A 13,320-nucleotide genomic window follows, 5' to 3' on the forward strand; every position below is an offset into this window, starting at 1 on the left:
TAATTTATTAATCCCTGTTAATTTGATGCCAGTTAGTACCATCGCTTTGTAACCAGACGATCCGCTCCTTTTTTATCTTATTATCCAAATTCCCATTTGCTTTGATATAATTGATGCTGGTAAAATTATCGTTGGCACTGATGTTTTTGAGGATATAGATTCTTCCGGTACAACTATTTGCTGCGGGCAATGTAATTGTCAGATTTCCCACGTTCATCACCAGAGTGTAATCATTATTGCCCAGAGTAGTGCTGGAACTGGTCGATCTGATGGGCAGGGATACTGCACCTGTTACCTGTAATGTAGAATTTGGGGTGCTTGTGCCTATCCCGACATTTCCATTGGTCAGTCCCAGGTTTTGGCCATTGATATTGTATGTTCTTGTTTCGGCATCCTGTGTCAGGTTGTCCGTGGCCAGATTTTTCTCTGGCCCCATGGGTCCGGTAAGATCAGCAGAAGTGAAGGTGCTGGCATCCGTATAGGTGATGGTGAAAGTACCATCTCCATTATTTACTGTACTCTGAACCCCGACACCTGCAGGTCCGGGTATTCCCTGCGGTCCTTGTGGTCCTTCTGGCCCCATTGGTCCTTCAGGTCCTTGTGCACCGTCAGCTCCGGCAGGTCCGGGTATTCCCTGAGGCCCCTGTTCACCTTGTGGTCCTTGCGGCCCTTCCGGTCCCATTGGTCCTTCTGGCCCTTGTGCACCGTCTGCTCCGGCAGGTCCTGGTATTCCTTGTGGGCCTTCGGGTCCTTCCGGCCCAACTGGTCCTTGTGGCCCAACCTCGCCCTGTATTCCTTGCGGTCCTTGTTCACCTTGTGGTCCCTGGGCACCGTCAGCTCCGGCAGGTCCTGGTATCCCTTGTGGGCCTTCAGGTCCTTCCGGCCCAACTGGTCCTTGTGGCCCAACTTCGCCCTGTATTCCTTGCGGTCCTTGTTCACCTTGTGGTCCCTGGGCACCGTCAGCTCCGGCAGGTCCTGGTATCCCTTGAGGTCCCTGTTCGCCTTGCGGTCCTTCCGGTCCAACTGGTCCTTGTGGTCCGACTTCACCCTGGATTCCCTGTGGTCCTTCAGGTCCTTGTGCACCATCAGCTCCTGCAGGTCCTGGTATCCCTTGAGATCCTTCGGGTCCTTCCGGTCCAACTGGTCCTTGTGGCCCAATCTCGCCCTGTATTCCTTGCGGTCCTTGTTCACCTTGTGGTCCCTGGGCACCGTCTGCTCCGGCAGGTCCTGGTATCCCTTGAGGTCCCTGTTCGCCTTGCGGTCCTTGTGGCCCTTCTGGTCCCATTGGTCCTTCGGGTCCTTCCGGTCCAACTGGTCCTTGTGGTCCGACTTCACCCTGTATTCCTTGAGGTCCTTGTTCACCTTGCGGTCCCTGGGCACCGTCAGCTCCAGCAGGACCGGGTACTCCTTGTGGTCCTTGCTCACCTTGCGGCCCGATTTCGCCTTGTATTCCTTGCGGTCCTGCTGGTCCCATTGGTCCTTCTGGCCCTTGTGCACCGTCAGCTCCTGCGGGTCCGGGTATTCCCTGTGGTCCTTCCGGTCCTTGCGGTCCTTCGGGTCCGATTTCACCCTGTATTCCTTGTGGCCCAACTTCGCCCTGTATTCCTTGCGGTCCTTGTTCACCTTGTGGTCCCTGGGCACCGTCAGCTCCTGCGGGTCCGGGTATTCCCTGTGGTCCTGCGGGTCCTTCTGGTCCAACTGGTCCTTGTGGTCCGATTTCACCCTGGATTCCTTGCGGTCCCTGGGCACCGTCTGCTCCGGCAGGTCCGGGTATCCCTTGAGGTCCTTCTGGCCCTTGTGCACCATCAGCTCCGGTAGGACCGGGTACTCCCTGTGGTCCTTGCTCTCCCTGTATCCCTTGTGCACCGTCAGCTCCGGCAGGTCCTGGTATCCCTTGAGGTCCTTGAGGTCCTTCGGGTCCTTCCGGTCCAACTGGTCCTTGTGGTCCGACTTCACCCTGTATTCCTTGAGGTCCTTGTTCACCTTGCGGTCCCTGGGCACCGTCAGCTCCAGCAGGACCGGGTACTCCCTGTGGTCCTTGTTCACCTTGGGGTCCTTGTGCCCCGTCAGCTCCTGCTGGTCCAGGTATTCCCTGAGGTCCCTGTTCACCTTGTGGTCCTTGTGGCCCTTCTGGTCCCATTGGTCCTTCGGGTCCTTCCGGTCCAACTGGTCCTTGTGGTCCGACTTCACCCTGTATTCCTTGAGGTCCTTGTTCACCTTGCGGTCCTTCCGGTCCTTGCGGTCCAACTGGTCCTTGAGGTCCTTCTGGTCCTTCCGGTCCAACTGGTCCTTGTGGTCCAACTTCACCCTGTATTCCCTGCGGTCCTTGCTCACCTTGCGGCCCTTGTGCACCGTCAGCTCCGGCTGGTCCGGGTATTCCTTGTGGTCCCTGTTCACCTTGCGGTCCTTGTGGCCCTTGCTCACCTTGCGGTCCTTGTGCCCCGTCAGCTCCTGCTGGTCCAGGTATTCCCTGAGGTCCCTGTTCACCTTGTGGTCCTTGTGGCCCTTCTGGTCCCATTGGTCCTTCGGGTCCTTCGGGTCCAACTGGTCCTTGTGGTCCGACTTCACCCTGTATTCCTTGAGGTCCTTGTTCACCTTGCGGTCCCTGGGCACCGTCAGCTCCAGCAGGACCGGGTACTCCCTGTGGTCCTTGCTCACCTTGCGGCCCGATTTCGCCTTGTATTCCTTGCGGTCCTGCTGGCCCCATTGGTCCCTCGGGTCCTTCCGGCCCAACTGGTCCTTGTGGTCCGACTTCTCCCTGTATTCCTTGAGATCCTGCTGGCCCCATTGGTCCCTCGGGTCCTTGTGCACCGTCAGCTCCGGCGGGTCCGGGTATTCCCTGTGGTCCCTGTTCACCTTGTGGTCCTTGCGGTCCGATTTCTCCCTGGATCCCTTGTGGTCCTGCGGGTCCTTCAGGTCCAACAGGTCCTTGTGGTCCGACTTCACCCTGTATTCCTTGAGGTCCTTGTTCACCTTGCGGTCCCTGGGCACCGTCAGCTCCGGCTGGTCCGGGTATTCCTTGTGGTCCCTGTTCACCTTGCTGTCCTTGTGGCCCTTCTGGCCCCATTGGTCCTTCGGGTCCTTGTGGCCCAACCTCGCCCTGTATTCCTTGAGGTCCTTGCGGTCCTTGTTCACCTTGTGGCCCTTGCGGTCCGATTTCTCCCTGGATCCCTTGTGGTCCTGCGGGTCCTTCAGGTCCAACAGGTCCTTGTGGTCCTATTTCACCCTGTATCCCTTGCGGCCCTTCGGGCCCCATTGGTCCCTCGGGTCCTTGTGCACCGTCAGCTCCGGCAGGTCCGGGTACTCCCTGTGGTCCTTGCTCACCTTGCGGTCCTGCTGGCCCTTCTGGACCCTGAATTCCCTGTTGGCCTTGCGGTCCTGCTGGTCCTTCTGGCCCCTGAATTCCCTGTTCACCTTGCGGTCCTTGTGCACCGTCAGCTCCGGCAGGACCGGGTATTCCCTGTGGTCCTTGCTCACCTTGAGGCCCTTGTGGTCCTGAATCACCCTGATCTCCTTTATCGCCCTTAGGTCCCTGAGGTCCCGTTAAGTCAATCGAGGTGAAACTGCTCCCATCGGAATAATTGATAGTGAATGTGCCGTCGCCATTATCCTGGAAGTTAAATGTGCCTCCTCCGGTACCATTGCCCAGGGATAGCCACTGTGTGCCGTTGTAGTAGTGGATGTTTTGTGTTTCGGTATTGTATACCAAAGCCCCGTTAAGGGGTTGGATACTTTGCATTTGTGCGGTAGTAACACGGGTAAGTACAAATGCTTTGGTAGTACTTTCGAGCTCAATTATGGAAGCCGCGTCGATACGATTGGGGTTGGCTCCAATCTTTACCTGTCCGACTGCGATATTAAGGGAGAAAAGCAGGAGAACTGCTGCCAATCTTCTTAGGTTCATATTTATAGGATTTGGGCGAATGCAATTTATCAACGATAAAATTACTGCGAACACTAAGGAAATGCCCGAATTTGTTGTGAACTGGGGTTAATCTGTTGTGAAATGAAAATTGGGTTGCGATAATCGTAAAAACCAGCGTTTTATCGAGTAGAGCTGGATATTTTTCCTATCGTTCCAGGTACAGGAATCCCTGATAACTGAGACCCAGATCGTAAAGCTCTGCAGTGTAGTAATAAATCCCTGTTGGCAGGCCCTGACCACCGTTTATAATAAAGCTGCCGGTATTGGCAAATCCGCGAAACTGGTCGGTGTAATTAAGTTGTTCAAAGACGCGTATGCCATTGCGGTCGAAGATCTGAATTTTGTTGTTCGGGCTTTGCTCAAGTTCCGGGATAAGCAATACATCATTAATACCATCGTTGTTGGGGCTAATCCAGTAGTTGTCCAGGCTAAGCAATTCGGTTGGAACGGCATTAACCCCCAGGGTAAGGATTTCGTAATCGTCTGGCACAAAAGGGGATGAGGTTACAAACCCCGCATTTAAATCGCCCAGAATAACCTCATTTCCGAGGGGAAGCCATTGTCCTGCACTCTTGCTCCAGCCCATCACCACTACAGTGTTTACATCATCAGTGATGCCGTCAATGCGGCTCCTTGCATTCCAACTGAGGGTTACCTGGGCAGTTTCGCTCCCTTCCAAACGCCAAAATTCAAGCACAGAAATGGTCTCGATGGTCCTGGGCTTTATCCTTGTGTCAAAACTCGGGAAATACGTTGAATTATTGGGGTCTTCGAAAAAATAAGCGCATTTGAACTGGACGTTTTGAAAGGTTCCGTCAACGCTTAGTGGTCTTAAAAAAGCAGCATCTCCCACAGGAAAGCTGAAGGATCCTCCCGCTATTGCGTTTGCATAACCATCTATTTTGGAGTCATCACTTTCACCAGTGTAGAATGCTGTTTGTTCAAAATTGAAAGAAATTGCATTTTGCCCCTTGTCCGATCGGAAATCCCCATCAATGAAATTGACGTTATTCTCTACAAGGAGAATTGTAGAGAGATCCACCCCCTGCTGATTGAAGATCTCTACGTCGAAAAACTCAGGTATGAACGCCCCGGTTATGTTGATGGCATTGCTGCCATAAAAGCCAGCCATTCCGGTGTTTTGCTCCAGGCTTCCATCGTTGATAAGGTCAGTGTGAAAACCAAGATTACCTTCCGAATGTATCCTGAGGTTGCCGGAATTATACAAAGCGGTCTGGCTGAAGAGGGATGCAGAAGAGACAAGGAGTAATATGTTGATTAGCAGACGCATTATTAGAAATCAATCACTGTGAAGTACCAGGAGGCGTCTACAGGTGCTCCGCCTAGGTTATTTATTCGAATTGAGAAGGCATTGGGATTCTGTCCGGTGACCGCAATAGAGCCATTTAATGGATTCAAGAGGGTTAGCTGGATAATATAATCTCCATCATTGGCAGGAGTATCAAATGTAATCGTATAAAAACCACCTGCTCCGGAAACAGAGCCTATGTTTAAATTGCTTAAAACTCCTCCCAGTGAACCATCTACTTGTGTGCCATCTACTTTGCCAAGGGAGTGATATACACTGGCAGGTCCTGTATTCGCTGCCAGTTCGGCCAGTGCTCCTTCGACTTCTGTAGCGGCAAAGTTCCCTGCGGTATCGGCGATGTTAACTTCAGTGGCTGTCTGATCGTCTGTGCCAGGATTGTTCAGGGTGCTTAAGTCGGCAGTTGCAGTGCCACCATCCTCTAGGGCAATGGTAAGCAAGCTGGTAGCGGAGTCGAATGTTGTATTGGGGTCATCGAGCTGCTGGTCATCGGTACTGCCCGCTGCCAGTTCGGCCAGCGCTCCTTCGACCTCAGTAGCTGCAAAGTTACCGGCGGCATCTGTAATGTTTACTTCATTGGCTGTTTGGATTTCATTGTTGGGATCTATATCCAGGTCGGCCGTAATATGATTGGAGATTTCTGAAGTATTGGTAGCTATATCTGCAGCATTGATGACGATAGCTGCACTATTGGCAGTTATATCCGTGATATTGGTAGTAATAGCATTTGAATTGGTAACTACAACCGTTTGCAGGGTTGCTATGTTGGTTGAATTGGTGGTAATGTTTGTAGTGTTGGTAGCAACGTTTGCAGCGTTGCTGGCAATTGCCGAACTGTTAGCTGCAATGTTTGCGGTATTGGATGCTATATTCCCTGTGTTTGTGGCAATGTCTGTTGAGTTAGCAGTAATAGCGGTACTGTTGGCTGTAATGTCAGCGGTATTTGCAAGAATATCAGCGGAATTTGTTCCAATGGCCGCAGTATTACCTGTCACATTGGTCTGCAGGGAGGTGATATCAGAGCTGTTTTGTGCTATATCATTTTGCAGTTGTGTGTCGTCATAGGCAATGCCACTGATGTCTACGGTTCTATCTCCGCTTCCATCGCTTAGAGTAATAATTGAAGTACCGTCAAAGGTAAATGCTGTATTGAGTTCATTGGTGGGGTCCAGGTCCAGGTCGTTTGTAATATGACTTGTGATATCCCCCGCATTGGTTGCAATGGCAGCGGTATTGCTTGTTATATCTGTGGTATTGGTAGTGATGGCATTTGAATTGGTAACTACAACTGTTTGCAGTGTGGCAATGTCGCCCACATTTGTAGCAATGTCGGTAGTGTTGGTAGTGATCGCTGTACTGTTATTGGCAATATTCGTTGTGTTGGCTGCAATGTCGGCAGTGTTAATGACTATATTGGTTGCATTTGCAGCAATGTCTGTAGTGTTCTGAGCTACATCATTTTGCAGTTGTGTATCATCATAGGCAATACCACTGATGTCAACGGTTCTATCTCCGCTTCCATCGCTCAGGGTAATTATGGAAGTACCATCAAAGGTAAATGCTGTATTAAGTTCATTGGTGGGATCCAGATCGAGGTCTGCCGCCACATGGGTAGCAATATCCGTTGCATTGGTTGCTATGTTAGTCGCATTGGTAGCAATATTGGCGGTGTTTGTGGCGATTGCCGCACTATTGGCAGCGATATTTGTAGTGTTTGTAGCTACATCGGACTGTAAGGTTGCAATATCAGCTGTATTTACGCTTACATCGGTCTGAAGATTTGCTATGTTGGTCGCATTGGCCGCGATATCTGCGGTATTCTGCGCCACATCATTTTGCAGTTGTGTGTCATCATAAGCCGCGCTACTAATGTCTACTGTTCGATCGCCACCTCCATCGCTAATGGTTATAATGGAAGTGCCATCAAAAGTAAATCCCGTATTAAATTCATTGGTGGGATCCAGATCCAGGTCTGCTGTAACATGAGCGGCAATATCTGTTGCGTTAGTTGTTATGTTAGTGGCATTGGTTGCAATAGCTGCAGTATTCGAACTTACATCGGTCTGAAGGGTTGAGATGTTGGCTGTATTGGTGGCGATATCAGCAGTGTTGTTTGTAATTGCCGTGGCATTATTCGCTATATCGATAGCATTGGTTGCTACAGCGGCGGTGTTAGCAGTTACATCAGTCTGAAGGGTTGCGATGTTGCCCGCATTAGTTGCAATTTCCGTGCTGTTGCTGGTAATCGCCGTGGCATTATTTGTTATATCGGTTGCATTATTCGCAATAGCCGTGGTATTGGTTGCGATGTTAGCTGTATTGTTGGCTATATTCCCAGCATTGGTAGTAATATCCGTAGTGTTGGTAGCTATTGCAGCTGTATTTGAAGTAATATTTGTAGCATTCGTGGCGATATTCCCGGCATTGATAGCAATATCTGTAGTGTTGGTAGCGATGTTGTTGGCGTTGGTACTAATTGCGGTGGAATTAGCTGCGATATTCCCCGTATTTGTCGCAATTGCGGTTGTATTAGTAGCCACATCCGTCTGAAGGACAGCAATATCCGAACTGTTCGCCGCAATGCTAGTGGTGTTGGTAGTGATAGCTGAAGCATTTGCGGATATAGCAGAGGCGTTTTGTATTATATCATTCTGTATTTGGGTATCATCGTAATAGGCCCCATTGTCCGTTCCGGCAGTAATGGCGTTATCGGGGTCGAGGCTAACTATAGAGGTGCTGGTTATAAAACCGGCATCATTAGTAAAATCAAGCAGGGTTACCTGATTGTAATCTATCTCACTGTCTGTAACTGTATTTTCCTGCAGTTCTTCACTGCCCACGGAATCCGGGGCCAGTTTGTTAGCTCCCAGTGAATTGTTTTGTATGTCATTTGCACTAATGCTAAAATCTACAATATTGGAACCCCTGATCTGACCTACTTCAATATTGATATTGTCCGGGGAAGGGGTTATGACAATGGTTCTATATGGATTGACAATGGGATTGTCTGTAAAGGTCAGGTCCAGAGCCTCGCATAAGTTCCTCCAGGTAGAACCGTCGAAAAAGAACAGGCAATCGTCGTCTGTATTGAAGACAATTGCTCCAAACAATGCATTGATAGCCAGCATTTGCTGGGTATTTACCCTGGTGATTACCAGGGCCCTGTTTGTGCTTTCCAGTTCCAGAACGGATCCCGGGTCCAGGTTCTGGGGATTATCACCAATTTTTATTTGCCCAAACGATAGCTGGGCGAGGCATAAGGCCAACAGGGTTAGTAACACTTTCATTTTCATAAGGGGCCAGTTTAACTTTCACCAAAAGGCGAAAGACAAAAATAGCATTATATGGACCTTATAGGAATTTTCTGCCCCGAAATACATGATTTTTAAGGTGAATGGAACCGAGTAAATCCCTGTACAACTTCATATTGACCTCTTTTAATGCCGTATTGTAATATTGATGCAGTTTCTCCAGTGGGGTAATTAACATAAGTTTAATTGGATTAAATTTTTTTATCACGCCCAGTTGTTCTTATTTTAGGGTCTCTTGCTTAAACACTACCGATGCGCCGGATCCTTCTTTCACTGGTTTTTATTTTTAGCTTTTTTGCGAACCAAAGCTTTGCACAGGATGAAGACCGACGAATACTCAGAGGAAAGGTGCTGTACCGGAACAGCAATGTGGTCAATGAAAACGTCATTAATACGACCACGGAAATGGCCACTATTACCAATGAGCGTGGAGAATTTGCTATTAGCGTAAAGGAAGGAGATGAGCTGGTTTTTACCTCTTTGAATTACCAGATCAGGATATTGACTGTTACCAGGGAAATACTGGATAATAACAGGCTCGTGATAGAAGTGAATGAGAAGGTTACCGAACTGGATGAGGTAACTGTTAGTCCTGAAAATCAAAAACGCTTTCTGGAGCTCAGAAACGAGGAGTTTAAGGGCTATGAATACGAAACCGATCCAACAACCAAGGTGGTTAACATTGCGGAAGACCCTACCGTTAGGGGAATGCAGGACGGCCTTAATTTTGTCAATATCTTTAAGGCTCTCTTCATGTCCAAAAAAGATGCGGCCCCGCAAGGACGAACGCTGAAGGTAAGCGAGGTGCTGCGACAAATTTATGACGACCAGTTTTTTGTCGCGGACCTGCAGCTCCCCCAGGATAAGATCGACGATTTCCTGATCTATTGCGATGATAAACTACCTTCCCAGTCCCTGCTTCAGCGAAGCAATGAGTTTGAACTCATCGATTTTCTTGTCAGTCAAAGCAAAACATATCGTGAAGTATTGAATGCCGAGGATTAAACAACTGTCCATATTGTTGTTTTTATTTTGTTCATCATCCCTCTGGTCCCAGGATTTCTTTTCGGGACCAATCACAGGAAAGGTGGTTCAGGGCACCAGTGGCATTCCGGATGTACATGTTATGAACTTCAGTTCTAAAAATGCCACCATAACCAATGCCCTTGGCAATTTTTCAATAACCGCAAGTGTCGGGGATTCCCTCGTCTTTTCTGCGATACAGCTGCAACGAAAGACCATTGTTATAAGTGCCGAAATAATGGAAAGCCAGTCGCTCGTTGTATACATGGAAGACCGTGTTAACCTCCTGGATGAAGTGATCCTGACACCCTACAATCTTTCGGGCGACCTTACACGTGATATGCAGAATGCAAAAAAAGAGAAGGTATATGTGGCTTCTACCCTGGGTTTGCCCAATGCATATGTGAAACCAAAGACCTTGGCCGAACGAAGACTTTTTGAAGCTGTTACTGGTGCAGGACTTGTGCCCCTAAACCCGGTGATTAATGCTATTACCGGACGAACAAAATATTTAAAGAAAGTGCTGGCCACGGAAAGAAAATACGCCAGAACTCAAAGGGTCAGGGCTTTTTATCCTGATTCGCTCTATGTTAGTGAATTGAGAATACCGGAGAACCGAATACCTGATTTTATGTATTTCTGTGAAGTGGATGTTGAATTCAATGCTGTGGTGGATAGCCGGGACAAATTGAAAATATGGGAATTCCTGAAAATAAAGAGTGCCGCATACCGGGCTAATAATGATTTGGAGTAGTATGATTTTTGGTATGAAATTTGACGAAGTTTAGATGATGAAAAGAAAATTGATCTGTCTTTTTTTGCTTACCATGCCCCTGCTGGGTTTTACGGCGCATAAGTTTTATGTTAGTGTAACCCACGTGAATTATGTGGAAAAGGATGATGCTTTCCAGATTACTACGCGCATATTTATTGACGATTTCGAAGCGGTGCTATTGGAGCGCTACGGCGTGAAGACTGCGCTGGCTACTCCTGGTGAATCTTCTGTGGCCGACAGCTATATTGAAAAGTATCTCAGGGCCAAATTGCAAATAAAGCTGGATGGGGAATTACAGAAATACAAGTTCCTTGGTAAAAGATACGACAACGATGTAATAATCTGCTACCTGGAGATTACACAGGTGAACCGCCCGGGTATGAAATCCCTTGAAGTCCAGAACGAAATCCTAACCGAAATGTTCGAGGAACAACAGAATCTTGTACACCTCAAAGTACAGGGAAAAAAGAAGAGTTTTGTCCTTTACAAGGAAAGTAATAAAGGAATGTTAAACTTATAGGGATTCCTCAATAAAATTCTATTTTCGTCCACTAAAAATTGATAATCTATGCGTTATTTCAGGTATATTCTTGCCTTGTGTGTGATGTTTACGGCCAGTGCTGTTTGGGCACAGCAAAGTGAACAAAATGAACGGGAACCAGGTCATTATAACCAGAGCAAATTCAGGCAGATGTATGAGGAGTTTGCTACGCCAAATACCTACAGATCTGCTTCAGGGGCTCCCGGTCCTGATTACTATCAGCAACAGGCAGATTATAAAATGGATATTATCCTGGACGACAAGAATGCTAGGCTGTACGGGGAAGAAACCATAACGTATTACAATAACTCCCCGGATGCCCTGGAATTTCTCTGGGTTCAGTTAGACCAGAACGTGAGGGCTCAGGATTCTAAATCACCCCTACGTGATGGAAATGGTGTTTCCCCTGTCTATCGTCCCGACCAGTTTGCCGGTGAATTTATGGGCGAGTCCTTTGATGGCGGCTTCAAAATAGAATACGTAAGGAATAGCAATGGCAGGCCGCTTCCATACACCATAAATCAAACGATGATGCGGGTAGACCTCGAAAAGCCACTGCAAAGTGGTGAGCAGTTTTCTTTTGATATAAAATGGTGGTACAATATTCCTGACCATACCGTAGATCGTGCTCGTTCCGGGTACGAGTATTTTCCAAAAGACGGGAACCGGGCTTATGTCATTGCCCAGTTCTTTCCCCGCATGGCAGTCTACAGTGACGTGGAAGGCTGGCAGAATCATCAGTTTTGGGGCAGGGGAGAGTTTGCCCTTCCTTTTGGTGATTACGAGGTTAATATAACCGTTCCTGCAGATCACATCCTAGATGCCACCGGAGAACTTCAGAACCGCAAGGAAGTATTCAGCCGGGAGATGATGAAGCGCTACGAACAGGCTAAAAAGTCTTATGATAAACCCGTTCTTATAGTAACTCAGGAAGAAGTTGAAGAACTGGAAAAAGGCTTTTCTGAAAAGACAAAAACCTGGAAGTTCACCGCCAAAAACGTTCGGGATTATGCCTTCGCAACTTCGCGAAAGTTCATATGGGATATGCAGGCGGTCAAAATTGGAAACAAAGATGTAATGGCGGTATCGCTTTATCCCAAGGAGGGAAATCCGCTTTGGGAGGAATACTCTACCAAAGCGGTAGCCAGTACACTTAAGTCATACTCTGCTCATACTTTTGACTATCCCTACAGCAAGGCTATTTCCGTTCATGCCAAAAACCAGGGCATGGAATATCCCATGATTTGCTGGAATTATGGAAGGCCTAATGAAGACGGATCCTATACAGACAGGGTTAAATACGGGATGATCAGCGTGATTATTCACGAAGTAGGACACAACTTCTTCCCCATGATCGTAAACTCTGATGAGCGGCAGTGGGGATGGATGGATGAAGGTCTCGATACCTTTATGCAGTACATAGCCGAGCAGGAATTCGGGGAGACATTTCCAGAATCCATCGCACCAAATGAAAAATACCCTTCCAGAAGGGGAGACCCGTCTAAAATAGTACCTTATATGAGCGGGGACCAAAGTACTATTTCACCAATCATGTCTAATCCGGAAAATGTTTTCCAGCTTGGACCTAATGCCTATGCCAAGCCGGCTACCGCATTAAATATTCTCAGGGAAACCGTTATGGGCCGTGAGTTATTTGACCACGCTTTCAAGACCTATGCACAGCGATGGAAATTCAAGCATCCTACTCCGGAAGACTTCTTCAGAACGATGGAAGACGCCTCTGCAGTTGACCTGGACTGGTTCTGGAGAAGTTGGTTCTACACCACAGATTACGTGGATATCGGGGTTAAGGGTGTGAAAAAATACTATGTTTCTGATAAGCCTGGCAAGCAGATGAGGGAATATATGGCCGCCCGGAATATTTCGGAAGCAAACCTGCCTCCTTTGGTATATCTGGCAGAAGAAGACAGCGAAGATTTTGATCCGGAGCTGAAGGGTAAAGACCCGCTGGAAGCTTCTCAGACACTTAAGGAATTCATGATGGATAACATGACGAGCGAGGAACGTAAAAATACTAAAACGCCAAAGTTCTTTTACGAGGTAACCTTTGATAAGCCCGGCGGAATACCAATGCCTCTGATCGTAGAGTACACCTATGCAGACGGTACTCGGGAAAATGTTACCTATCCGCCGGAAATCTGGCGCAAGAACGACAAGGAGTTCAGGCGCGTAATTGCCTCCGAGAAAGAATTGATGGGAATTGTTGTTGACCCCAAAGCTGAAACGGCAGATATTGATGTTACTAATAACTCATGGCCAAAAGAAGAACAACAATCAGATTTCGATAAGTTCAAGGAATCCATTAAAGGAAAATAAATTACTGACACTTTAAAAAAGGTCCTGTCCTCATAAGGCAGGACTTTTTATTTCGCATGCAATTCTGCGTATATTTGTACT

At 48.0% G+C, this 13,320-nt stretch carries 9 protein-coding genes and 1 pseudogene; 4 read left to right on the forward strand and 6 right to left on the reverse strand.

Translation table 11 applies throughout. The features are described from left to right. Nucleotides 1-7 precede the first annotated feature (7 nt). The 6 genes and pseudogenes from OO016_RS06475 to OO016_RS06495 all read right to left on the reverse strand — a co-directional run bounded on the left by OO016_RS06475 (nucleotide 8) and on the right by OO016_RS06495 (nucleotide 8,545). Complete coding sequence (locus OO016_RS06475) at nucleotides 8-583, reverse strand: hypothetical protein (RefSeq protein ID WP_266011739.1); 576 nt, start codon at nucleotides 581-583, stop codon at nucleotides 8-10. Next, nucleotides 511-3,201, reverse strand: a complete 2,691-nt coding sequence (locus tag OO016_RS06480) for a hypothetical protein (protein WP_266011741.1) — start codon at nucleotides 3,199-3,201, stop codon at nucleotides 511-513. Before OO016_RS06480 ends, OO016_RS06475 begins: the two co-directional genes overlap by 73 nt. 15 nt (nucleotides 3,202-3,216) lie before the next feature. Continuing rightward, complete coding sequence (locus OO016_RS06485) at nucleotides 3,217-3,504, reverse strand: hypothetical protein (protein ID WP_266011743.1); 288 nt, start codon at nucleotides 3,502-3,504, stop codon at nucleotides 3,217-3,219. A 148-nt stretch (nucleotides 3,505-3,652) separates the two neighbouring features. Further along, nucleotides 3,653-3,904: pseudogene (locus tag OO016_RS14485) on the reverse strand (phage tail-like protein); the annotation flags it as partial. A gap of 166 nt (nucleotides 3,905-4,070) precedes the next feature. Beyond that, a complete protein-coding gene (locus tag OO016_RS06490; RefSeq protein ID WP_266011745.1) occupies nucleotides 4,071-5,216 on the reverse strand; it encodes a T9SS type B sorting domain-containing protein in 1,146 nt (381 codons plus the stop codon). Between the two features lie 2 nt (nucleotides 5,217-5,218). Beyond that, nucleotides 5,219-8,545 (reverse strand): beta strand repeat-containing protein, encoded by a 3,327-nt coding sequence (locus tag OO016_RS06495; RefSeq protein ID WP_266011747.1) that lies wholly within the window; start codon nucleotides 8,543-8,545, stop codon nucleotides 5,219-5,221. Between the two features lie 270 nt (nucleotides 8,546-8,815). Between OO016_RS06495 and OO016_RS06500 the strand changes: the two genes are divergently transcribed. Genes OO016_RS06500 through OO016_RS06515 form a run of 4 tightly spaced genes read left to right on the forward strand, consistent with a single transcriptional unit; the run spans nucleotide 8,816 to nucleotide 13,239 of the window. After that, entirely contained in the window at nucleotides 8,816-9,568 is a 753-nt protein-coding gene (locus OO016_RS06500) for a BamP family beta-assembly machinery protein (RefSeq protein ID WP_266011749.1), read from the forward strand. Then, complete coding sequence (locus OO016_RS06505; RefSeq protein ID WP_266011751.1) at nucleotides 9,555-10,340, forward strand: carboxypeptidase-like regulatory domain-containing protein; 786 nt, start codon at nucleotides 9,555-9,557, stop codon at nucleotides 10,338-10,340. The genes OO016_RS06500 and OO016_RS06505 overlap by 14 nt, the downstream gene beginning before the upstream one ends. Nucleotides 10,341-10,374: 34 nt before the next feature. Continuing rightward, nucleotides 10,375-10,881 carry a DUF6702 family protein gene (locus tag OO016_RS06510; RefSeq protein WP_266011753.1) on the forward strand — a complete coding sequence of 169 codons (507 nt, stop codon included), beginning with the start codon at nucleotides 10,375-10,377 and terminating at the stop codon, nucleotides 10,879-10,881. Between the two features lie 48 nt (nucleotides 10,882-10,929). Continuing rightward, nucleotides 10,930-13,239 (forward strand): M1 family metallopeptidase, encoded by a 2,310-nt coding sequence (locus tag OO016_RS06515; protein WP_266011755.1) that lies wholly within the window; start codon nucleotides 10,930-10,932, stop codon nucleotides 13,237-13,239. The last annotated feature ends 81 nt before the right edge of the window (nucleotides 13,240-13,320 follow it).

This window comes from Lentiprolixibacter aurantiacus, assembly GCF_026241225.1.
GTDB lineage: Bacteria > Bacteroidota > Bacteroidia > Flavobacteriales > Flavobacteriaceae > Lentiprolixibacter > Lentiprolixibacter aurantiacus.